Raw genomic sequence first — 23,250 nt, 5'->3', positions numbered from 1 at the left:
GATCATCGAACAAGGGGCCGACTATGTCCCGCAAGTCAATCCTGCAAGTCAACGATAGGAACACGAAGTGCTCCCCAAGCGAAAGCTCCGTTGCAAGCCGCGGGACAATGGGAGCACAATCGGGTGAAACCAGCTATTTCATTCACAGTGAAAAGGGGCAACCGCCGAGCCACTCTTGCAGGTCCGCCGCAGTCACCGGAGGAGTGAAAGCACCCTGCACGAGACGCTGGACATGACCTGTGCGAAGCGGAACATTTGCGGCTTGGACCCCAATAACGTACGGAACGTCCTCCAGCTTCCTGAAAAGGTATCGTTACGATTCGCAGCCAGCCATAGTCCAGGGCCTCAAAGACACCTTGGCGCAATAGCGGAACCGACTTCCGCTAAGGCGTGTTGGAAGGCCAACGTTGGAGGAATAGCGGAACCTCCTTCCGCTACTTCATGGAATCGTGTCTCAGGAGCAGGGGGACGGTGAATCGTAACCATTCGTAAGCGTTTGCCCTGGGCCGCTTATCGCGATAATTGACAGGGCAACGGCTGCTGTATACAATGAGATTATATGATTTGCAGCGAGGAAGCACCTTGCCAAAGCCTGACACACCAGTGTGTTGCTTTGTCGGGGTGCTTTTATTTTGAACGAGGAGGCGTGCTGCATGTCCAATCGCAAAGAAAACAAGGATAAAGTGAAAGAGTCGCCGGTCACTTACGAGGTTTACGCGGAAATGCCGGATGACGGCAACCGGTATGAAATTCTCGACGGCGAGCTGGAGATGATGTCTCCGGGTCCGTCGACGGTTCATCAGGGAGTCAGCGGGAAACTGTACCTGCTCATGCAGAGCTGCGCCGAGGATTACGTCATCTTTATGGCGCCGCTGGATATCATCCTGACCCGGACGAATGTGCTGCAGCCGGATTTGGTGATGATTCATCGCGATCGGCTCAACATCGTAACCCTTCGGGGCATCGAAGGTGCTCCCGATCTTGTCGTCGAAGTGCTGTCGCCGAGCTCCCGCAAACGCGACAAGGTCAGAAAGGCGGCGATCTACGCCAGACACGGCGTGCCTGAATACTGGATTATCGATGCTTGGGCGCGCACATTGGAACGATATGTACTTAGCGGGGAGCAATATGTGATCGCCGACCTGTTTGAGGAGGGGGACAAGGTAGTGTCAGACAAGCTTCCTTGCGTGTCGTTTACGGTCGGCGAGCTGCTTCAGGACCCTGTTGTCCGCAAACTGCTCACCTGATTCTGTGTAACGATAAGAAGCGGCAGGCCGTCGAAGCGTTGGAGGCGATCCCTAGCAGCCGTAATAGTGGTTTTCGTTTTTGTGCTGCAGGTCCTTCAGGACGCGGGAGACGACGACGAACAGGCCGAGCTCCCGCCCGTTGCCGCCGCTGACGCGCTGCGGCTCGTCCCGGCTGACGACGATTGACAGAATATGACGGTCATGCTACATTTAAAACCAAGTAAATAGGTATGAATTATTGGTAAAACAACATCGATTCAAAGGGGAGCTTATTATGAAACGCGACGACGACACATTCGCACGGAAACCGCTCGCCTTCCTGGCGGCCGGCTTGAAGCCGGGCATCTGGCTGCTCGGCCGCCTGTCCTTCGGCCGCAAGTTCGCTTTGATCGGGCTTGTCGTCCTGATCCCGCTGCTGGTGCTCGCCGGCCGTTCGGCGCTGGAGTCGCGGCAATCGTTTGCCCGGGTGAATCAGCAGTTGGACGCTTTGGCAGCCGTTCGCGCCCTGAGCGAATTCGTCGCCGTTGCGGAGACGCATCGCGACTTGGGGGAACGTGCCCGCGCCGGCGCGCCGGACGACGCGAAGCGGAAAGCAATCGAAGCGAACGGCGACCGGTCGCTTGCGGTGGTGGAAGCGTATATCGGACAACAGGCCGACGATTCGTCGCTGCTGCCGACATGGGACGAGCTCGCCAGGCAATGGAGCGAATTGAAAGCGAAGAGCGCCGGTTGGAGCCGCATCGAAAGCGCCAACGCACATGCCTCGCTGATGAAATCGGCCGTCAAGCTGATCGATCAGGCGGGCCAATCGTCCGGGCTGCTGCTCGATACGCGGGCGGAGCTGTTCCAGACGAAAAATGAAGTCATCCGCCTGTTCCCGTCGCTGCTCGTACAATGGAGCAGCCTTCAGGCCGACCTCCAGTGGGCGTTTACCCAAACGGGCATCGGAGCGGACGACAAAAACAGGATCGCCGCCGAAGGCGAAGCGGTCCGCACGGAATGGGCGGCCATTTACGAACATGCCGGGGAAACCGTCGCGGGAAGTACGGCAGGCGACGAAGCCGCGCAGGAAGCGATTGCGCGGCTGCTGGAGGACATTCGCTCGAAGCTGCTGATGCCGATCAAGCCGTTATGGACTCGGGAGGAGTGGCAGCAGCAAGCGGAAACGGCGAATCGGCTGATCGAGGAGCAGCGGGAGAGCCGGTTCGTTTGGCTCGATCGGGAGTTGAACGAACAGGCGTCGAGCTACCGGAAGTCGGCGCTGTTGATTCAATCGCTGGCCGTACTGGCGGTGCTGGCGTCCGTTTATTTGTTCGTGGCGCTGTACCGGGCGATCGCGCAAGCCGTGCGCGAATTGGAGCGGGCGGCCGTTCGACTGGCAAGCGGCGACTTGACGGCCGGCTTCGCGATTCGGTCCAGGGACGAGTTTCAGGCGATCGCCGGCAGCTTCAGCCGCGTCGGCGAATCGTTCCGCGCCGTTCTGGCGCAAATCGGCGAGTCGTCCCATCAACTGGCCGCCTCCTCGGACCAACTGTCGGCGAGCGCCGAACAAACTTCCCGCGCGACCGAACATATCGCCGGCATTGTCGAACGGATGGCGAACGGGGCCAATCTTCAAGTGGCATCCGTCGAAGAGAGCGCCCGCACGGTGCGCGAGGTGTCGGGCCGCATCGAACAAATCGCCGCCCGCGCCCAGTCGGTCGCCGCAAGCACGGTGCAGGCGTCGGAGAAATCGACGCAAGGCCGGCGCGCCATCCAGACGGCCGCGGGACAAATGAATGCGATCAGCGGCTCGGTCGACGCGTTGGCGCTGGTCATCGCCCGCCTTGCCGACACTTCCCGGGAAATCGGCGACATTACGGAAGCGATCAACCAAGTGGCGCAGCAAACGAACCTGCTGTCGCTCAACGCCGCGATTGAAGCGGCAAGAGCGGGCGAAGAAGGCAGAGGGTTCGCCGTGGTGGCGGGCGAAGTGCGCAAGCTGGCCGAACAGTCCGCGCGGTCGGCGGAGCGGATTGCCGGCCTCGTGCACAGCATCCGAGCGGAAATCCGCAGCGCGCATCAGTCGATGCAGCTGGCGACAAGCGAAGTCGGCATCGGACTGGAGGTCGTGCAGACCGCGGGCGGATTGTTCGCCGACATCGAGCGCCACGTAGGCGGCGTCAGCGGCGAAGTGAACGAGGTTGCGGCCGCGGCCCGGCACATGGCGCAGGAGACCGAGCGGGTCGTGCAGTCGATCGCCGCCATCGCCGATGTGGCGCAATCATCTGCAGCCGGCACGCAGCACGTATCGGCCGCCGCACAGGAGCAGCTCGCTTCGATGGAAGACATCGCCGCGTCCTCCGTCCATTTGACCGCTATGGCCGGTCGTCTGCAAACGCTGGTGGAGCCGTTCAAGTTATAGGGGCGCGCCTTCCGATTGCATGGACAATCGGAAAGGCGGATGCTAAGATAGGGGGGCAAACAACTTCATAGTTTCATAGATTCGGGTGCTGCGTGTCAGCTTAATAGGGAAGTCCGGTGCAACGCCGGCACGGTCCCGCCACTGTATGCGAGGAGCGCTTCCGCAATCGATGCCACTGTTCGGCGATGGGCCGGATGGGAAGGCGAAGGAAGCCGCGATGATTTGCGAGTCAGGAGACCTGCCCGAATCGACAACATGGAGCCTACGAGGAATAGGTTATGTGTGCGAGGGAACCCGTCCGGCGGTTTGCTGTCCGCTTCTTTAACGTTCATTCGCTAGCATAGTCGAGCATTCCCGGTGCGGGGGTGCTTTTTTTGTTCGTGCGGGGAAACCGGCGCGCTCGGTTGTTTGCGCAAGCAGGAATTTCGGCGGAGGAGAGGATCGAAGAATGGTTGGTTGGACGGCACGACAGGTGAAAAAGAGGGCGGCACTCGCGCTGCTTGCGCTGCTGGTGGCGCTGCATGCGTTCGCCGGGGTGGCGGCCGCGGCGCGGACGGATTCGGCTGCGCCGACGACGGAAGAGGCGATTGCGGGGGCAGCCGCCTGGCTGCAGCGCTCGGGCGCGGAGTTGTCCGACTGGTCGGCGTTTGCGCTGGCGCGCGCCGGGTACGAGGTGCCGCAGGCTTATAAAGACAAGCTCGAGCAAACGATCGGCAAAACGGGCGGCAAATTCGCCAGTGTCACCGACGCCGAGCGTTATGCCTTGGTCGTGAAGGCGATCGGGGAGAACCCGGCGTCATTCGCCGGGGTAAACTTGATCCGGGCGATTGCCGCGGAAGGCAATATCGCCAAGTCGGGGGCGATGGGCGCGATTTTTGGCTTGCTGGCGCTGAACAGCGGCAGCCACACGCTTCCCGAGGGAGCGGTCAATACGCCGGACAGCCTGGCCAAATGGCTGCTCGCGCAGCAGGCGGCGGACGGCGGCTGGTCGTATATTACCGGCGAAGCGAGCACGGTCGACGTCACGGCTATGGCGGTCGCGGCGCTGGCGCCGTTGTACGGCCAGCAGGAAGAAGTCAAGCAAGCCGCCGACAAGGCGGTTGCCTGGATGGCCGCGCAGCAGAAAGACAACGGCGGCTTCGACGGCATGAGCAACAGCAGCGAAAGCGCGGCGCAAGCCATTGTGGGGCTGACGAGCCTGGGGCTCGATCCGGCGGGCGAAACGTTCGCGAAGCAAGCGAGTCTGCTCGAGCACCTGGCGAGCTATCGCCAGGCGGACGGCGGTTATGCGCATGCGGCCGGAGGCGCGTCTTCCGCCATGTCGACGGAGCAGGCGCTGGAAGCGCTCGTGGCCTATCGCCTGTACGCCGCGAAGCAAGGCACGCTGTTTCATCATATCCGCACGAATGCGGCCGTTTCGCTGCGGATCGAAGGTCCGCAAAGCACGCTCGCAACCGGCGACGCGTCGGCAAGCAATGCGATGGAAGCTTTGCAGAAATTTGCCGGTCAGCAGAAGCTGGATCTCGACATTGTTACTGCCTCTTTCGGCAGCTATGTGAATGGCATCAACGGCATTGCCGCGTCGGGATTTGACGGCTGGCAGTACGCAGTCGAGCGCGGCGGAGTTTGGGTTTATCCGCAGGTGGGGATGAGCGATTTCGAGCTGCAGCCGAACGACCGGCTGATCGTCTACTACGGCGGCACGACGAAATTCGTGCACGACGTCAACGTGAAGCCGGCCGCGCCGAAAGCGGGGCAACCGTTTACGGTGACGGTTTACCAGTCGTCGTGGGATTGGACGGCGAACAAGGAAGCGGTCGAACCGGCGGCGGGAGCAACCGTACAAATCGGCGGCAAAAAAGCGACAACGGACGAGCGCGGCGTGGCGGCGTTCGACGGCGTTTCGGCCGCGGGAGCAGCGGCGGTTACGATTACAGGCTATCAGGAAGGCGCGGCGCCGTCGTTGTTGAAAGCGGTCGCCAGCCTGAACGTGATCCCGGCGGGCGTAAATGTGACGCTGCACGTCGAAGGGCCAAAAGGGCCGATCGCGGAAGGCGTCGTTACTGCCGTTTATGCGCTGGATGCCCTGCAGCGGTTGGCCGCCGCAAACGGCGTCAACGTGGAAATGAAGTCATCCGCATACGGCAATTACGTCGCGGCTATCGGCGACGCCGCTGCCGACGCGGCGGACGGCTGGATGTTCGCCGTCTTGCGCGACGGTGCCTGGGAGTATCCGTCGCTTGCCATGGATCAGTTTGATTTGCGTCCGAACGACCGCATATACATCTACTACGGATATTCCGCCGCTTACGTTCATGAGGTGGCCGTCGCTCCCGAGCAGCCGAAGGCGGGAGAAAGCATTCAGCTTGCCGTAACCCAGGAAACATGGGACTGGACGAAAAATGAGCGCGTCATCAAACCGGGAACCGGGCTCGCGGTGGAAGTGGACGGCAAGTCGTATACGACGGACGCGGCAGGCAAGGCGACGATCGCCGGCGGATTGCCGAACGGCAATTACACCATCGTGGTGACCGGTTACCAGCCGAACGGTTCGCCAAGCGTGGTCCGATATGCGCAGCCGCTGAACTTGTACGCCGATTACGAGCAAGCGGCAGACTGGGCAAAGCCGTACATTGCGGAAGCAAGCAAGCTCGGCTTGCTGCAAGGCACCGGCGGCGAAGGCTTCTCGCCGAACAAGGAGCTGACCCGCGCGGAGCTGGCGGCATCGCTCGTGCGCGCGCTGGGCATCCCGGTCGACGGCTCGGCCAAGTCGGCCTTCGCCGATGTGCCGGCGGACAGCTGGTATGCCGGCTATATCGAAGCGGCGCGCAAGCAAGGCATCGTGCAAGGCGTCGATGACGACCGGTTCGCGCCGGAGGCGAAAGTGACGCGCGAGCAGCTTGCGCTGATGCTGACCCGTGCGCTGCAGCTTCAGGCGGAGCACGTCGCGGTTCCGCGGTTCCGCGATGCCGCCGAAGCGGCGGACTACTCGCAGGACGCGCTGCTTGCGGTCGAACAGGCCGGGCTGATGACCGGCGTGGACGACACGCATTTTGCGCCGAAAGCGACGGTGACGCGCGAGATGTTGGCCGTTGTGGCGGTTCGCGCTTACGAAAGCGTGCGATAAGCGGTTGTGGACGGGGAGCCTGACGTCAGTTTGGGGCTCCCTACCGCGCTGTTAGGCTGGGCCTGGCGAAATAAGCCGGAAAATCGGCTTAAATCGGCGTCGTCGCTCCGGGCAGGTTGGGCCAGACGAAATAAGCCGCTTTTTATGGCCTATTTCGCCCAAAACGGCCGGTCTCGCGGAAATAGCCAGCGATTTCACTGGCTATTCGCTGCGAAAGTTCGAATGGGGGCCGTTTTGGTCCAAATAGGCCATGATTTCGCTGGCTATTTTTGATGAGGCGGGCGAAATGGCGGCAATAAGCCATTTTATGTGGCTTATTTTGCTGGCGGGTCGCGGGGGGCAGTTGGATGGGCTGCTACAGGTTTTCAAGGCGCGGGTGCATCGCGGATAGTGGCTATTTTGCGGGAAAGCGGAAAGGGGATCGTTCTTGACCAGAGGGTATGCAAGGAGAACCGCAGCCGTATGGGCGGCGCTGATCGTTGTTTTGTTCATGCTTGTTGGCTGCGCCGGCGCCAAGTCCGGCGATGCGGCGGGGCCGTCGGCTTCGGCCGCGCCAGGGGCTGCATCGGCATCGCCGCCTGCGGCAACGGCGCAGCCGCCCGCGAGCGCGGCCACGCCGGCCTCCGCCGCGCCAACGCCAACGCAGCCCGCGCCAAGCGCGTCGGCAAGCGCGACGCCAATGCCGTCGGCGCCGCCTGCGGCCGCAACGGCCACGCCGCCGGCTTCAGCGGCAGCGAGCACAGCCGCCGCGCCGTCCGCAGCGGCAAGCGCGCCGCCATCGGCCGCCCCGGCGGCCACGCCGGCTGTCGAAGCGGTGACGCTGCGCATCGTCGGCGATGACAAGCACGGCGAGATCCTGAAGGAAACGTCAGTCCCCGTTAAAGGCGAAACGACGGTATTGGCCGTCCTGAGTGAAGCGACTCGCGCCCGAAAGCTGCAGATGGAGTACTCCGGCAAGGGAGCCATGGCGTACGTGAAAGGGATCGACAACCTGTACGAATACGACCGCGGCGCCAAAAGCGGTTGGCTGTTCCGCGTCAACGACGTATTCGCCGGCAAGGGTGCGGGGACTTACGAGGTGAAGGCCGGCGATCGCATCGAATGGCTGTATACGCTCGACCTCGGCAAAGATATCGGAGCGAAGCCATGAACGCCGGGCTTCGTTTCGTGCATCCGGCGGCCGTCCTGTTTTACTACATCGGCGTTGTCGTGTCGCTGTTCGTGTTCAAGCAGCCGCTGTACTTGCTGGCGGCGGTCGCCGCAGGCCTGCTGCTGGTCGCCCTGCAGGGAGGGTTGGCCTCGCGGCGCAGAACGATCCGTTTCTTCCTGCTGGTCGCCTTGGCGACGGCTTTGCTCAATCCGCTGATTTCTCACCGCGGCTCGCACATTTTGTTTTACTGGCTGGACCAGCCGTTTACGCTGGAATCGTTTGCGTACGGCGCGTTGTCGGCGGTTTCGCTGTTTGCCGTGATGATTTGGTTTCTTTCGATCCAGCACGTCTTCACCTCGGACAAAATCATGCACCTGTTCGGCGCCGTTTCGCCAAAAGGAGCGCTGCTGCTGGCAATGGCGCTGCGGAGCTTGCCCTTGCTCGCCGCAAGGTTCGGGCAAATTGCCGCCGTGCAGCGGACGAAAGGCGTCAACCCGCTGGAAGGCCCGCTGCGCAAACGGGCGCGCGACGGCATGGCGTTCGTGCAGCTGATGCTGACCTGGACGCTGGAGGAAGGGCTGCAAACCGCCGATTCGATGAAAGCGCGCGGCTACGGCAGCGGGCCGCGAACGTTGTTCTGGCCGTATCGGTGGCGGCGGCGGGACGGCCGGTTTGCGGCCGCGTTCGCCGCGGCCGGCGCGTTGTGCGCCGTCGGCTGGGCGCTGGGCCGCACGAGGTACGAGGTGTATCCGACGCTGCCGACGACGGTGATGCCGCAAGGAACGGAAGTTATTTTTTGGGCGGGGTATGCGGCGTACTTATGCATTCCGCTCGCGATGGAAGGCAGGGATCGTCTCCGATGGCGCAAATTGCGATAACCGATGCGGCGTATACGTACCCGGGCCAGCGGCAAGCCGCGCTCGCCGGCGCCACCTTGGCGGCGGAAGCCGGTGAATTCGTCGTCGTTTGCGGCCCGTCGGGCAGCGGCAAATCGACCTTGCTCAAGCTGCTGAAGCCCGACCTGCTTCCGGCTGGCCGACTCACGGGCGCAGTCCGTTTCAATGGCAGCCCGCTGGCGTCGTTCCGGCCGCTTGAACTGAGCCAGCGCATCGGCATGGTGATGCAAAATCCGGAAAGCCAGATCGTGATGGAGCGCGTCATGGAGGAGTTGACGTTTTCGCTGGAAAATGTCGGCGTTGCGCCGATGCACATGCGCAAGCGGGTGGCGGAAATCGCCCAGCTGTTCGATCTGGAGCCGCTGCTCGCGAGGCCGACGCTGGAGCTGTCCGGCGGCCAGCGGCAGCTGATCAACCTGGCGGCGGTGCTGGTGCTCCAGCCGGAGGTGCTGCTGCTCGACGAACCGACGGCCGAGCTCGATCCGGTCGCCGCGCGCGAGTTTCTGCAGCTGGTACGCCGCGTGAACGAAGAATTCGGCATTACGGTCATTGTCACGGAGCATCGGATGGAAGAGGTGTGGCCGCTGGCGGACCGGATCGTCATCGTCCAGGACGGCCGGGTGACGGCGCAAGGAACACCCGCGGAGCTGGCGCGGACGGACGACCCGGCCGCGGCCGCTTTCCTGCCGGAGGCGGGGAAGCTGTTCCGCGCGCTTGGCATCGGCGGCGCGCCGTTTCTGCGTGCGAAAGAGGCGCGGCAAGCGCTGCGCGCGCATCTTGGCGCGCCGCCGGCTGCCGCCGATGGCGGCGCGCGCGGTGCGGCGGACAGGAGATCGCGCGGCCGCACGGCGCCGGAGCTGCACGCGGACGACGTCTGGTTCCGTTACGGCAAAGCGGCGCCGATTTTGCGCGGGGTGTCGCTCGATGTCGCCGCCGGCGAGCTGCTCGTGTTGTTCGGCGCGAACGGCAGCGGCAAATCGACGCTGCTGCAGGCGTTGTGCGGGCTGCTGCCGGTTCAATCGGGGCAGGTCGCGTTCGCCGGCAAGCCGCTCAAACGAATCGACGAGCGGGAGCGATATGTGCGGATCGGCTATTTGGCGCAAAATCCGCTGCTCCACTTCCTCGGCGAAACGGTGGAAACGGAGCTGCGCACGGCCGCGGCCCGCGCGCATTCGCTTGGCTTGCCGGCGGCGGAAGATCAACTGCTCGCGCCGTTCGCCGCGGCGGGCCTGCTGCAGCGCCACCCTTATGACTTGAGCGGAGGAGAGCGGCAGCAGCTCGCGCTGAGCGGCATTCTGGCGACGCAGCCGAAGCTGCTGCTGCTCGACGAGCCGACCAAAGGGCTCGACCCCGAAGCGAAGCGTGCGCTGGCCGTGCGGCTGCGTGCGGAATGCGACAAAGGCGGCGCGATCGTGATGGCCAGCCACGACGTAGAATTTGCGGCGGCGCATGCGACGCGCTGCGCGATGCTGTTCGACGGGCTGATCGTTGCCGATGCCGAGCCTGCCGCGTTCTTCAGCGGCAACTATTTCTACACGACGGCGGTCAACCGGCTTATCCGCGAGTGGCAGCCGAACGCGATAACCGTGAAGGATGTGATCGGCGCGTGCGCTCCCGCGTTCTCTTCATAACCGGACTTGTGGTGCTGTACGCCGCGGGTTTGGCCGCATCGCTGTCGGAGGCGATGGAAGATCACTTTTTGCTGATCAGCCTGATGCTGGTCGTCACCGCGCTCGTGCCGTTCTACGTGCGGCTCGAGCGCCAATCGTTCGGCACGCGGCAGCTGGTGCTGGTCGCCGCGATGGCCGCGCTCGCCGCAGCGAGCCGTATTCCGTTCGCGTCGCTGCCGAGCGTCAAGCCGACTTCGTTCGTGATCATCGCGTCGGCGCTTGTGTTCGGCCCCGAGGCCGGCTTCCTGATCGGGGCGACGGCGGCGCTCGTGTCGAACATGTTTTTCGGGCAAGGCCCGTGGACGCCGTGGCAGATGTTCGGATGGGGCATGATGGGCTTCACCGCCGGCTTGCTGCGGCACACATTGCTCATGAGGTTGACCTGGGGCCGGGCGGCGTTCGGCTTCGTGTGGGGGTTTCTTTTCGGCTGGATCATGAACGTGACGTTCGTGCTCGGCTACCTCTCCGACATCACCTGGCGCTCCGTTGCCGCCGCCTATGCGGCCAGCTTCTACTTCGACCTGGCGCATGCGCTCAGCAATGTTTTTTTCCTTACCGTCTTCGGCGCGATGTGGGTGCGCATTTTGCAGCGGTACCAGGTCAAGTACGGCCTGGAGCCGTAGGCGGGGCGGGGGGCGGGGGTCAATGTTGTCAGGTTAAGCAAGGAGCGAATCTATCGTTGAGTATATGGTAAAATTTGGTATGATGGAGGTGAACAATCCGGCGCGGACGAACTGAGCTATGACGTGAGCAAGCCTTTGTATTTCAAGCGATGGGGCGTGGAAAAGCATCGGCAGCTTTTATCCCGTTTCAAGAAAAGCGCCCCTACGATGCAGGGACGCCATTCAGGTATACACTTCAAACTCGATACGCCCAAACGCCAACTTGAGCCAACGGGATAACCAGCAAACACTTCCTTCAGTCGACCACCGCCCCCTCGCCATCGCGCCAGCTTGAGTCGGTGGGATAACCAGCCAGCAGACACGTAATTTTGCATTGTATTGGAATGTCAGCGAACCCAATTTCTACTTGCTATGTCAGACGACCATCCCGCCATCTTCTGAGATCGGGCAAGTCAAAATACCGCAGCATACCCGGCAACAGAATACTGCGGCTGTCCCGGGGGTCGTAATATTTCGTCTGCACCCATTCCGTCAAGCTGGCCAGCGGCTGCTCCAGGCGAAGCGGCGGGAACGCGTCCTCCACCGCAGCTGCGAGCTCCGCATACATGCCTTGACGACCGCAAGCGTAGACCGTTACATCCCGTCCATCGGTCAGCGGCAGCTCAGCCGCCAGCCGCACCGCCCTGACGACATCGTAAGCGCGCATCGCGGCCACGCTGTCCCCGAGCCAGATCATATCGTCGGCCAGCTTGTGCGCCATGCCGAAGAGAGCAAGCGGGTCGTGCAGGGCGTTCGTTTCCGGCTGCAGCGCTCCCGAGCCGGTGACGTCCAAGACCATCACGCTTCTTCCCGAACGGCATTCCGTGCGGATCCATTCCCAGTGCCGCTGCAGGCTTTGCGTGCCGCCTTCCCAAACCGCGAGCGTGAGCGGAAGGTTCATATCGCGAAACCGGTGATCGCGGAACAGCATGCCATGATTCATCAATCGTTTCTGCGACCACCAGATCGCGTTATCGACATCGATCTCATGCACATGCTCGCGCAGCATGTGCAGTTTGGGATGGAACGGAACCGGTTGCCGGTTGGCGTAAATGGCATTCTTCAGCCAACGCAGCGCCGACTCCCGGCGCTCCGGCTCCGGGACCGATTCCCTTGACGCATGAAGCTGGCGGGCGCGGTGCGCGATTTCATCATGAAGCGTCAACTGCGGCTGCGGCAATGCCGTGTCGATCAGCACCTGACCGCGCCCCGTGCACCAGAGCTGCGGCGGATCGACAACCGCAGCAGCCGGTTCGTAGCGCTCCGGCAGCGCGCCGTTCAGATGCTCGGCCAGGAATGCGGCCGCTCCCCGCGCCAGACGAGGCGTATAGCGGTGCGGCGAATCGTCGATCAGCAGGCCGAGCCGCGACTCTTCGCCCATCAGCCGCCAGTAATTCCGCGCGTGGTCGACCGTTTCCTTCGTTCCTTCAATGGGAAAAAAATCGTAGGCGCAAGCGAGCACCAGCACAGGCTTTGGCGCCACCGCAAGCAAAATGTCCGCGTGATCCAGCCCCTTCGCGCTGAAGGAAGGCCAGATCTGCTCCGCATCCTGGGCTTGATCGGCATACAGATACGACTGGCGGCTCATGATAAAGGTGCCTGGCGCAGCCGCAGCAATACGCGGATCCGCCATCATCATCATGGACGTTTGCAGCCCACCGCCCGAATTGCCGGTCACTCCGATCCGGGAAGGATCGACCTCGGGCCGGGATATTAAATAATCGACCGCCCGCATCGCATCGTGCAGAAAGTACCGCGCCAGACAGTCGCCGAGCGGCAGGCACGGGGCTCCCGCGTAGTCGTGCTCGCTGACGCCGATCCCGCTGCGGGGCGCTCCTGCTTGATCGACATATTGCAACCGCTCTCCTTGCCCGGGAGGATCGATCGCCAGTACGACCAAGCCGGCCTGAACAAGGTATTGGCAAACCATCTGGTATTCGGGAGCATGCTTCGCCCGGTCGTAATGGCCGCACAGGAACAGAACGGCGCCGCCGGGGCCATTCCGGTCGTCCGGAACGTACAGATTGGCCGTCACCCATACGCCATCCCTCGATGAAAAGACTACTTTTTCGATTCGGAAGCCTTCGAGCGGAACAACTCCCGTAATGAAGGACTGCTGCGGAACGCCGGGGTCATGCGTCGGCAGCCCTCCGATGCAGGACAGAAACGCCGAGCGAATAAATCGCTGGCGCTCCCTGACCCGCTCAACCGTACGGATGTGCTCCCGCTCAGTCTTGCCGCGTCGGAACGATTCCTCCGACAGCTCGTAAACGATCCGCTTCCACTGATCCTTCACCTGATGCAGATGAATCGAATACCGCTCCAATTCACGCACGTTCATCGTGGGTCTGCCTCCTGGCTATAGTCGCTTGCGTAAGGCGGGCGTTCCCCCGCCATGTCGTGCACATCGTGAACGATCATGATCGCTGCCGGATCCGCTTTCCTGATTTCCCGCCTCAAGCGATACCATTCCGAACGGGAAACCAGGCAGCGGATCGCTTGCATGCGCTGCCCGCCGGGCTCGAATGTGACCTCGAACACGGCATAGCCATGAGCGAGACCGCCGAACAGCTGCGACGCCCATTCGGAACCGGCCTTGGCATATACCGTCATTTCTTTGACCGGGCACTGTTCCTTGTTGACCAGATGAATGACGCGGGAAGCCACGTAAACCATCACCAATGTGTACAGCACTTTGTCCAGCGGGATATACAGAGCGGCGGCTCCGATGACGACGACGTCGAACAGCAGAATCATTTTGCTCGGATGCCAGCCGAATGATAAATGAAGCATCCGGGCGAGCAGTGTCGTTCCGCCCGTCGACCCCCCGTACCGCAGAATCAAGCCAAGACCGAGACCGCTGGTCAGACCGGCGTATAAAGCGGCCAGCAAATAGTCGCCGGCAACGAACGGAACCAGCCAGCCCTCATGCTGCAAATACTCCAGCACCCAGAGGAAGAATGACAAACCGCAGGCGCCGATGGCCGAAAACCCGATTCCACGCCCCCCCAGCACCTTCCAGCCTGCAATAAAAACCGGGATATTCAGGAGAAACGTCGTCAACGACGGCTTGAAGCCGAATGCATAATGGAGCAGCAGCACAATGCCCGTGGCGCCGCCTTCGACAAACTGATTGGGAATGGCGAACAACTGGATCGCCAGCGCGAACAATGCCGCACCGATTAGAATCATGATCGAGTGGGTGATGAACAAATGACGATCCAGCACGGCTCTGGCAGCGTCGATCACGGTCAATCACCGCGCGACAGAAGCCGGTATTCCACCGCGTAATACGCGTCTGGAGGCAGAACCGGCTGGAAGGAATCGAGCTTCGACACCGTCTTGCCCGCCGGAATCGCCAGATCGGCGTAGAGCCGCTCGGCAACGACCTTGCGTTCAGCGTCAAGAACGGCAATGTGCAGATCGACGCGGCAAGCGGAGCCCGTGTGAATGACCACCGGCCGGATTGCGTCGCCGGGGCCGTAAACGACGTCGACGTCGCCGCTTCCCGCCAGCATTTTCTGATAGGCCATGCCGACGGCGTAATACGCCATTTTTCCGTACCCGTAATAATCGGTCAGCGGCTTCATATAGGTGGCGTTGTTTCCGCCGCCGCGAAGCGTGCACCAGGCGAAGCCGTCATAACCAAGCCAGCGTTTCTTGCGAATCGACTCATAGGCGCTGAACGCTTGCCATGCTTGGCTCTCCTCCCACTCGGAAAAGTCAAGCTCGCGCCCGATCGAGCCGCGGTCATAGTCCCATTCATACGACTTGATCCGGTATTCCGGCTTGCCGCCGTGAAGCGTCCAATTCGTCTGCCCGACAGACTCTTCGTTCTCGTATTCGAAGTAGGCGCGTTCCGCACTGTTCAAATAATCGGCTTTGTAGGTCGGATCCCGCCAGCCGTCCTGACCTTCCCACTCCGGCGGGAACGGCCACTTGCGCAATACGCTCCATTCCGCGCCGTAACCGGTTGCGCCGTCCATGTTGCCTCTGGTCAGATTGGGCGCCGTCCATACCGCAATCGGGTGAACGGTTCGCCCCTCGTAATCCAGCGTCCCGTCGTCGTTGCGCGCTTTGAGGCGGGTCAGATTGGCCGAGGGAGCAATCAGCCTGCTCGGATCTTCCTTCATCAGCGTCTCGTACACCCGCTCGTACCAGGGCATGCCCGCCTCGAAGCCGGCGAAGGACGGGTGGTTGGCCGGCTGCCACATGACGATGCTGGGGTGGTTCCGCACTTGCCGGACATACTTGGGCAAGCCGTCAAAGTCGAGCAGCCACGGACTCGCGTCGCGAACCCAGGACGACGTGGCCCATTGAAACAGAATGCCGAGTTGATCGCCGATTTCGGCATATCGCGGGTCGTTGATCCCGCCGACCATGCTGTTATGATGACTCATGCGCGCCGTATTGCCGTTCATGCGCTTCAGCATCAGCAAGTCGCGCACGATCCACTCCGGCGGCGAACAGCGATCCCAGGCCGCAATCTTGTCGATCGGGTAACGGAATCCGAACAGCAGCGCACCGTTCATCATTTCCGGCTTGCCGTTGATCCGGAACACGCCGCCTTCCTGACCGACCGTACGAAGCCCCGTCGTTGCGACCGACTCGTCCAGCTCATGGCCGCTTTCATCGTAGAGCGTGACGCGCACCTTGTACAAGCAAGGGCTTTCCGGCGTCCAGACCAACGGATTCGGGATTCGCATCGCTTTCGACAGGACGAGGCTTCGGCCCATCTCTACTTCGACCGGGAAACCGATCTCCGCAGCAACCGTTTCCGACTCGTCCGGGAACCACGGCGTCCACTGTACCCGCACCGTGCCGGCAAAGCTCAGATTGTCCAGCGCTTCCCGCGAGGTCGACGGATGCCTGTCGTTTCGCAGCGTAAGCTGCACCTGCGCTACGGCAAGATCCTCGTGCAGCGAGCGGCAATGGACGAAGACATCCTCGATATGCCGGTCCGCGGTCAAGTCGAGCGACATTCTCCCCGCGAACCAGCCGGTATGCCGGTCGGTGGACGTATGCCGCATGTTCGTCTCCGCTTCGTTCGGGAATACTTTCACGCATAGCAAATTCGGCTCCGTCTTCGACAGGAAGCGAGTGACGTCGAGCCGGCCCGGATGGCGGTCGAAGCGAACGGCAATCACTTCGCCGTTGATCCATATTTCGCCCCCCGGATCCAGACATTCCACATTCAGATAAGCGCGCGCGAAATCGCCGGTTTCCACCACGCTGCGCAAATATAGCCTCTCGCCCGCATAACGCTCGCCGCCGTGAACGCAGGGAAGGTCCGTCTGTACCCATAACCGGTCATCATACGCCTTCGTCGTCCACCCCTGCAGATCGGGATGCGCGACGAACGGCTCGTCCAGGAAGGTAGCGATCGTAAACGGTTTGTCGCCGCCGTTCCCATTCTCCTCGAGCTCCTTGGGCGCAAACCCGATTCCGAGCAACTCGCCGAACGTCGTGCCTGCCCCTCCCTCCAGGCGGAGGGAGTCAACCGGTTCGACCGAAGGCCATGGCGCAAAATCCGCCCCTTGCCGATCGCCGATCCATAAGTTGAACCGGCTTGACGCCAGATCGATCTCCGCCTTATAGACCGTCCATTGCCCAGCCGCCGCCGGACCGCAATCGATGTTGTCTCCATCCGTCCGGTAATAGTGACGGCCCCGTTCGTCGCAGCCCGCTTCCAGCGCATGACCGATCAGGCACCGCGCCGCTTTGCCGGCAGCATGCTTAACCCGCCACTCCAGCCACAATCGCCACGATTGCCCGTCAAACCGAACCTCCGCATGTGCGCCATCCTCCGTCAGGCATAACGTACCTTCCTCAACCATGACGCCGGAAAATTGGCGCCAGTGGGCCAGCCTGGCCTCCCGCAAGTCGCGCTTGCCTTCCTTGCTGCCGATCCGCCGCCATTGCCGAAGCGTAATGTGGCGGCGGATGCCGGGAATCGGCTGCGGCTTGATGGCGGCGGCAACCCGTGCGACCTCTTCATCGGTCACCGCCAGGCGATTCCATTGCGGATTGCCGAAGAAATGGCGGGCATGCCGGGCATACTGGCGCAAGTACTCCACCCGCTGCTCCGTATCGAAAACCGACGTTTGCCCTTTGAAATCCGTCTCCCCGTCAGCGGCAGGATCGCTGCTGAAATAGCGGAGCTCGAACGATCGCGAGACGATAGTTGTCATGTCGTTTCCACCTTGTATGCGATATTGGCCAGCCCCGATTCAATCGATCACATATACGCTTCGGCGGCCTTCGTGCGAGGAATCGAACGAAATGGCGGTGCCGGAACGGTTCCACCGCGGATGAAGATCGCAGCGAATATCCCCGGCTGCCGTCGGATAGGAATAAAAGTTGCCCAACCGGCTCCCCATCCGGCTCTCAAGATCATAGACGAGCAGCTGCCTCATTCTGTCCTTGCCCGGATAGCTGTCATACAAGATTTGCCGCCGATCCGGGGAATAACTGCAATGGCCGTCGAAGCGGAAAAATTGCGTATCCACCGCAGCGACTTCGCGGGTTTTGTCCTTCAGCACATAGAGCTGATGGCCTTCCGGACTTGCCGGCAGTCCCGACGAATGGATCAGAATGTGATCCTTGTCGCGCCAGTGATAGTGGGAAGCATATCCGAAATCGGCAAGCAGGAACGGATCGCTGCCGTCCGTATTCGCCGTTATGAGCGCCGTTTGCCAATTCTCTCCCTCGCGAGGGAAGTAGCGGACCAGACAAAGAAACCGGCTGCCGTCCGTATTGAAGGTGATATGATTAATCAGAATTTTGCGGTCCTGCCCGTGAAAATAGGTTTCTACTATTCTCCAAATATCGTCGAGCGATAAAATCAGTTTGCCGGTTCCATTCGCCAAGTCTACCAGATGCACGCCGTCATCCGCGGGATGGTTCGAATCGAAGCGAGGATCCTCTATTCCCGCGTAGCCGTAACCGGGACGGAAATCGAACATGCGTTCGAAGCTGACGCTCAGCGCGTATTTGCCGGCAGCGTCCACGTTGGCTACCGGGCGATCGAGCAACAGTCTGGCGCCGGTGCGAATATTCAGCCTGACGCCTGCGAATCGGCCGTTCTCTTTCGTATTGTAGATAATTTCGTCCTCCGGCGATCCCGGATGCCACTGCAGCATCGAGCCTTGCTGGAAGTTCCAGGCCGTTGTTTCCGCAACCGCCCGGAACCCCCCGTGCAGATCCAGCACCCCCAGCTCCGCGCGGTCCTCCGGCCCGGGAAGACGATCCCAGAATTGCACCCGGTGGCACAAATGAAGCTTGTCGCTCACATGCCAGGCCGGATTGTCGTAATACCCGTAAAAGTAGTGGCCGTCGTCGCCTGTAATCCGTTTGACGCCAACCGTACCGCGATCTATCGCAAACATGTCGTTCCTCCTGTTATTCCCGATGAATGGTTATTCTTTCAGAGCGCCGATCAGTACCCCTTTGACAAAATAGCGCTGCACGAACGGAAACACGATCAGCAGCGGAGCCACAGCGACGACCATAATGGCGTATTTTAACGTCAGGGCATACATCGCCCGGTTATCGCTCACCGCCCCCATCATTTCGCTATTCTGATCCAGAATGAGTATTTCCCGCAAAAACACCTGAAGCGGATAAAGCGAACGATCGCGCAAATAAATCAGCGCGCCGAAATAGGCGTTCCACTGGCTGGCGCCGTAAAAAAGCGCGATCACCGCAATGATCGGCTTCGACAGCGGCAGTACGATTCTGGCGAAAAACGTTATTTCCGACGCCCCGTCCACCTCCGCCGCATCGCGCAGCTCGCCGGGCACGTTCGTTTCCAGATAGGACTTGGCAATAAGCAGGTTCCAGGTCGTCATCAACGTCGGAATGATCATGGCCCACCTCGTATCCAGCAGCCCGAGCGACTTGACGACCAGGAAGAGCGGGATCATGCCGCCGCTGAAGAACATCGTCAAGACGACAATGAACACGATGGCGCCTCGCCCCGCCAGGTCCCTGCGGGAGAGCGAATGGGCCGCCAGCAGCGTAACGGCGGTGCTGAGCGCTGTCCCGCCGATGGTGTATAGCGTACTGTTGGCGTACCCGGTCCATACCGCGCGGAAGCCGAGCAAAATATCGTATGACTCCAGCGTAAAGCCCCTGGGGTACAACAGCAGCGGATCGTTGAACACCCGTACCGGGTCGCTGAGCGATGCCGCCAGGATATAGAGAAACGGATAGACGAAAACCAGCGATACCAATAAAAGCACGGCATAGACCGCGACGTCGAATAATGTCGTTTTGCCCATTCGGGGATTCAATTTACGCTCACCTGCTTTCGTGTCGTGCTACCAGAGCGAATAGCCGCTTAGTTTGCGTGCAAGCCGGTTGCACGAAACAATCACCACAAGGGAAAGCACGGAATTGAACAATCCCACCGCCGCGGCAAAGCTGTACTGCTGGTCGACTAGTCCCGCCCTGTACACGTACGTGCTCAGCACGTCTCCGGTTGAATAGGTGCTCGTGTTGTGCAGCAGGAATACTTTCTCGAAGCCTACCTCCATGACATGGCCCAGATCCAGCAGCAGAATCGTGATTACCGTGGGCAGGATACCCGGAAGGCTGATATGCCGTATTTTGCGCCACCGGCTTGCGCCGTCAATTTCTGCCGCTTCGTACAGGCTCGGGCTGATGCTTGACAAGGAGGCATAATAAATGATGGAGCTCCACCCCAAATGCTGCCAAATGCCGGAGGAAGTATAAATCGTGCGAAACCACGAAGGTTCTCTCATGAAGTCGATGGGGGACAGCCCTGCCGCCTTCATCAAGCTGTTGACCATGCCGGTCGAAGGGGAAAGGAACGTTACCACCAGTCCGGCAATGACGACGGTAGAGATGAAGTGGGGCAAATAACTGATCGACTGCGCCACCGTACGCATGCCGCGATGCTTCGCCTCCCGCAGCAGAAGCGCGAACGCGACCGGGAAGGCGAACCCGAACACGACATTGTACAGCCCCAGCAGGAACGTGTTGCGCATAAGCCGGAAAAAGTAAATCGACTGCACGAAGCTTTCGAAATGCTTCAGTCCTACCCAGTCGCTGTGCCGCATGCCGCGAAACGGATTGTACTCCTGAAACGCGATCAGAGCGCCGTACATCGGAACGTAATGAAAGATGACGTAATAGCACAACGCCGGCAGCAGAAACAAATACAACACTTTATGCCGCATGAGCGCCCGCGTAATTGGACTGCGCACTGGTATTCATTCCCCTTCCCAACAACCTGAAAGCGGGCGGCAGCGGTCCACATGGACGAGCCGCCGACCGCTTCGCTTCCTGATGGAAATGCCCTGATGCCCGGACGGATTATTTGCCGCCTTTGACGGATAAGAACCGTTCATATGCGGTTTCGTACAATTTCTGCAGCTTATCGCTGCCGATCTTTTGCAGCCCAGCCACAAACTTGTCATAGTCGCCGATCGGCTGCTTGCCCCGGATGAACGCCTGCACATTCTCGTCCACAAAGGTATCGATATCGCGCTGCAGCCCCTGCACTTCCTTGAGCTCGGCCTGGGTGAAGTTGAGCAGCGGCGGCTTCTTGTTGCCGACATTGGCTACTGTCACCGCATTCGACTGCTTGCCCGCATCGCTGATCGTCGCAAGGTAGTGTTCGGGAATAACCGACGATGCCCATGTGCTGACCTGGCCGACATAGGCGTTCATGTAGTTCAGCACCGACAGCTTGGGATCCTTGGCTACTTTGTCCGTGTATGCGGGAACGCCGTCCTTCATCGTATACGTCACGCCCTCTTTGCCGAAATAAAGCAGCAAGCTGCCTTCCTTGGTATAGAAATAGTCCATCATCTTGACCAGTTCCGCGCCGTACTTCGATGTGCTGGCGATCGATACGCCAACGCCCGGGTCGATTTCCGTATGCTTGCCCAGGATATTCCTTTCGCCCGTCGGGCCCTTCGGCGGGATCACCCCGGCCAGGCCGGGCTTCTTGCCTGCGCCTTCCAGCAAGGAATTGTACCGGGTCAGCACGCCCGCATGGGAGCCGTAGGTAAAGCCGGACAATTCATTCGTGAACCGTGCGGTATAATTGTCCGAGGTTTGCCCCAGATACTCGTTGTCCAGCAGCCCCTCGGTATACAGTTTGTTGATGTAGGCCAGCGCATCCTTGAACCGCGGGTCGGTCGGCCCGTATTTGATTTTGCCGCCTTCCACGAAGAAATCGTTGGCGCTGCCGTTGCCCCGGCTGCCTACCCCAAACGCCCAAATGAGCGGCCGCGGATCGCCGGCCATCGGCACCTCATCCTTCTGGCCGTTGCCGTTGGCGTCCTTCTCCTTGAACGTTTTCAGCACATTGTACAAATCGTCGGTCGTATCCGGCGACTTCAGGCCCAGCCGGTCGAGCCAGTCCTTGCGAATGAAGAAGCCGTTAAATGCCTGCGTGCGCGGGTCAAACAGCAGGCGGGGGAAGAAATAGATGTGGCCTTCCGGCGTTGTCAGCTGCGCTTTGATCTGCGGATTGTCGTTCAAGATCTTCTGCAGATTGGGCGCATGCTGCTTGATCAGGCTTTCCAGCGGCATCAATGCGCCCTGGCTTCCGTACTGGGCAGCAAGCTGCGGATCGATGCGGCCGATCAGGTCGGGCAAATTGCCCGAAGCGGTAATGAGACCAAGCTGGGTTTTGTAATCGTCGGTTGTAGCGGTCCAATCCACCTTCACGTTCGTGATCTTCGGGAGCTCCTTCCAGACGAGATGATCGTTGTAGGTCGAAACTCCTTCCGACCCTGTCGGGGGGGTAAACGCAGCCCAACCTTTAACGGTGATCAGCTTATCCGAAGCTTTGGCCGTATTCTGCCCTTGCGACGGTTGTGCGGATGCCTGCGGCGAATTCGACGCGCTCGGAGCGCTTGAGGCGCTTGGCGCGCCCGACGAATCGCCGCTGCCGTTCGAGCATCCGGCAAACAGAAGCGAGGCGGTCACCAAACCGGAGACGATCCCCGCGCCCAACCCTTTTTTCGTCAATGTCACTACCCCCTGGATGGTATTTTTTTGCACGATCCGATATAATGAGTTTTACTCAATGCTTGCGCTTACATCATTCATTATACGGAAGTCGATCCCTGATTTACATTGAGGAACGAATCATCAATTTGTATAATCGGCTACAATAGAAGGCGAATGAGGCGATGTTTCGATGAAAGGCAATGCCATTGTGACCGATCTGCCCGAACCGTACCAGAATGCCACTCTGTTTCTACGGAGAGGAGGCTGGTCCATTCATGAGCATGACCATCTCTTCTATCAACTGATCTATGTCATCGACGGCGTTGTGTTTATTGCCCTGAACGGCCAGCATGTCGGCGTTTCGCGCGGACAGCTTGCGGTCATCCCGCCTCTGCTGAAACATTCGCTGCATACTGCCGACAACGGATACCAGCAGCTCGGCATCGATCTGAATGCGGAGCCGGACAGCCGCGGGTTAAGCGAGTTGCTCGGCAATCGCTTCAAGGATTTCACGCTGCTGAATAAACCCGACTTGCTGTACGCCGTATCCGAGTTGGTGAAGGAAATCGAGAACCAAACCATTTACGCCCGATTGAAAATGGCGAGCATGATGGATCAGTTCCTGCTCTCTTGCATGGAAGACTCGGACAACCGGGCGCAAATCGACTTCCGCAACAAGCTGCTCCACTTGCTGAGCGGCAATCTGTCGGAGAAAGTGACGCTGCACGGCATTGCCCGGGAGTTTTCCATCAGCACTTCCCAACTGGAGAAGCTGACCAAGCAGCAATTCGGCTCCGGAGTCATTGCGCTGCACAACAATCTGCGCATCAACAAGGCGTGCTCCCTGCTGATCAACTCCGAAATGTCGATCGAGGCGATCGCCAACCGGCTCGGGTATTACGACCTGTCTCATTTCTCGCACGTGTTCAAAACGAAGATGAAAATGAGCGCCAGCGATTATCGGAAGCATAAAGCCATCGAATGGTAGACAATCGGCCTTCATCGGCCGGCGATAAAAGCAAAAAAGAAAAGCTTCATCAAGAGAAGCGCCATCTTTACAGCAGGAGAGAGGCATGATATGCTCGTAGCCATAGAAAAGTAATCG

15 protein-coding genes and 1 riboswitch are annotated in these 23,250 nt (G+C 60.5%); of the genes, 8 read left to right on the top strand and 7 right to left on the bottom strand.

Features of this window, described 5'->3' with window-relative positions; translation table 11 throughout:
* Window positions 1-653 precede the first annotated feature (653 nt).
* From EXY20_RS18725 to EXY20_RS18695, 7 genes are all read left to right on the top strand, one after another.
* The gene (locus EXY20_RS18725) at window positions 654-1,247 is read left to right on the top strand and encodes a Uma2 family endonuclease (RefSeq protein ID WP_135553629.1); all 594 of its coding nucleotides are present in this window, start codon (window positions 654-656) and stop codon (window positions 1,245-1,247) included.
* Window positions 1,248-1,521: 274 nt separating this feature from the next.
* On the top strand, window positions 1,522-3,651 hold the full coding sequence (locus EXY20_RS18720) for a methyl-accepting chemotaxis protein (protein ID WP_135553628.1): 2,130 nt from the start codon (window positions 1,522-1,524) through the stop codon (window positions 3,649-3,651).
* A 66-nt stretch (window positions 3,652-3,717) separates the two neighbouring features.
* A riboswitch (cobalamin riboswitch) is annotated at window positions 3,718-3,911 on the top strand.
* A 188-nt stretch (window positions 3,912-4,099) separates the two neighbouring features.
* Window positions 4,100-6,778 carry an S-layer homology domain-containing protein gene (locus EXY20_RS18715; protein WP_135553627.1) on the top strand — a complete coding sequence of 893 codons (2,679 nt, stop codon included), beginning with the start codon at window positions 4,100-4,102 and terminating at the stop codon, window positions 6,776-6,778.
* Between the two features lie 427 nt (window positions 6,779-7,205).
* Window positions 7,206-7,928 (top strand): DUF4430 domain-containing protein, encoded by a 723-nt coding sequence (locus EXY20_RS39510; protein ID WP_207671295.1) that lies wholly within the window; start codon window positions 7,206-7,208, stop codon window positions 7,926-7,928.
* Window positions 7,925-8,806, top strand: a complete 882-nt coding sequence (locus EXY20_RS18705) for an energy-coupling factor transporter transmembrane component T (RefSeq protein WP_167859354.1) — start codon at window positions 7,925-7,927, stop codon at window positions 8,804-8,806. Before EXY20_RS39510 ends, EXY20_RS18705 begins: the two co-directional genes overlap by 4 nt.
* Complete coding sequence (locus tag EXY20_RS18700) at window positions 8,788-10,455, top strand: ABC transporter ATP-binding protein (RefSeq protein ID WP_135553625.1); 1,668 nt, start codon at window positions 8,788-8,790, stop codon at window positions 10,453-10,455. Before EXY20_RS18705 ends, EXY20_RS18700 begins: the two co-directional genes overlap by 19 nt.
* Window positions 10,456-10,508: 53 nt before the next feature.
* Complete coding sequence (locus tag EXY20_RS18695) at window positions 10,509-11,117, top strand: ECF transporter S component (protein ID WP_135553738.1); 609 nt, start codon at window positions 10,509-10,511, stop codon at window positions 11,115-11,117.
* Between the two features lie 409 nt (window positions 11,118-11,526).
* Here EXY20_RS18695 and EXY20_RS18690 read toward each other — a convergent pair whose 3' ends face one another.
* From EXY20_RS18690 to EXY20_RS18660, 7 genes are all read right to left on the bottom strand, one after another.
* Complete coding sequence (locus EXY20_RS18690; RefSeq protein ID WP_135553624.1) at window positions 11,527-13,497, bottom strand: alpha/beta hydrolase family protein; 1,971 nt, start codon at window positions 13,495-13,497, stop codon at window positions 11,527-11,529.
* Entirely contained in the window at window positions 13,494-14,405 is a 912-nt protein-coding gene (locus EXY20_RS18685) for a YitT family protein (protein ID WP_135553623.1), read from the bottom strand. Before EXY20_RS18685 ends, EXY20_RS18690 begins: the two co-directional genes overlap by 4 nt.
* A 2-nt stretch (window positions 14,406-14,407) precedes the next feature.
* The gene (locus tag EXY20_RS18680; RefSeq protein WP_135553622.1) at window positions 14,408-17,347 is read right to left on the bottom strand and encodes a glycoside hydrolase family 2 protein; all 2,940 of its coding nucleotides are present in this window, start codon (window positions 17,345-17,347) and stop codon (window positions 14,408-14,410) included.
* A gap of 39 nt (window positions 17,348-17,386) precedes the next feature.
* Entirely contained in the window at window positions 17,387-18,544 is a 1,158-nt protein-coding gene (locus EXY20_RS18675; protein WP_135553621.1) for a TolB-like translocation protein, read from the bottom strand.
* A 30-nt stretch (window positions 18,545-18,574) separates the two neighbouring features.
* Window positions 18,575-19,450, bottom strand: a complete 876-nt coding sequence (locus tag EXY20_RS18670; RefSeq protein ID WP_135553620.1) for a carbohydrate ABC transporter permease — start codon at window positions 19,448-19,450, stop codon at window positions 18,575-18,577.
* A gap of 27 nt (window positions 19,451-19,477) precedes the next feature.
* The gene (locus tag EXY20_RS18665; RefSeq protein ID WP_235886087.1) at window positions 19,478-20,386 is read right to left on the bottom strand and encodes an ABC transporter permease; all 909 of its coding nucleotides are present in this window, start codon (window positions 20,384-20,386) and stop codon (window positions 19,478-19,480) included.
* Window positions 20,387-20,495: 109 nt separating this feature from the next.
* The gene (locus tag EXY20_RS18660; protein ID WP_167859353.1) at window positions 20,496-22,163 is read right to left on the bottom strand and encodes a type 2 periplasmic-binding domain-containing protein; all 1,668 of its coding nucleotides are present in this window, start codon (window positions 22,161-22,163) and stop codon (window positions 20,496-20,498) included.
* A gap of 172 nt (window positions 22,164-22,335) precedes the next feature.
* Between EXY20_RS18660 and EXY20_RS18655 the strand changes: the two genes are divergently transcribed.
* Window positions 22,336-23,133, top strand: a complete 798-nt coding sequence (locus EXY20_RS18655; RefSeq protein WP_135553618.1) for an AraC family transcriptional regulator — start codon at window positions 22,336-22,338, stop codon at window positions 23,131-23,133.
* Window positions 23,134-23,250 lie beyond the last annotated feature (117 nt).

This window comes from Paenibacillus cymbidii, assembly GCF_004764705.1.
In the GTDB taxonomy this organism is placed as follows: Bacteria; Bacillota; Bacilli; order Paenibacillales; family NBRC-103111; genus Paenibacillus_AN; species Paenibacillus_AN cymbidii.
This window is presented reverse-complemented; position numbering and strand designations above follow the sequence as displayed.

Excerpts from the sequence above, each read along its gene's own strand:
- EXY20_RS18725 (WP_135553629.1), top strand. The coding sequence starts at position 654 with ATGTCCAATCGCAAAGAAAACAAGGATAAAGTGAAAGAGTCGCCGGTC.
- EXY20_RS18680 (WP_135553622.1), bottom strand. The coding sequence starts at position 17,347 with ATGACAACTATCGTCTCGCGATCGTTCGAGCTCCGCTATTTCAGCAGC.
- EXY20_RS18675 (WP_135553621.1), bottom strand. The coding sequence starts at position 18,544 with ATGTTTGCGATAGATCGCGGTACGGTTGGCGTCAAACGGATTACAGGC.
- EXY20_RS18690 (WP_135553624.1), bottom strand. The coding sequence starts at position 13,497 with ATGAACGTGCGTGAATTGGAGCGGTATTCGATTCATCTGCATCAGGTG.
- EXY20_RS18705 (WP_167859354.1), top strand. The coding sequence starts at position 7,925 with ATGAACGCCGGGCTTCGTTTCGTGCATCCGGCGGCCGTCCTGTTTTAC.
- EXY20_RS18655 (WP_135553618.1), top strand. The coding sequence starts at position 22,336 with ATGAAAGGCAATGCCATTGTGACCGATCTGCCCGAACCGTACCAGAAT.
- EXY20_RS18720 (WP_135553628.1), top strand. The coding sequence starts at position 1,522 with ATGAAACGCGACGACGACACATTCGCACGGAAACCGCTCGCCTTCCTG.
- EXY20_RS18700 (WP_135553625.1), top strand. The coding sequence starts at position 8,788 with ATGGCGCAAATTGCGATAACCGATGCGGCGTATACGTACCCGGGCCAG.
- EXY20_RS18695 (WP_135553738.1), top strand. The coding sequence starts at position 10,509 with ATGGAAGATCACTTTTTGCTGATCAGCCTGATGCTGGTCGTCACCGCG.
- EXY20_RS18715 (WP_135553627.1), top strand. The coding sequence starts at position 4,100 with ATGGTTGGTTGGACGGCACGACAGGTGAAAAAGAGGGCGGCACTCGCG.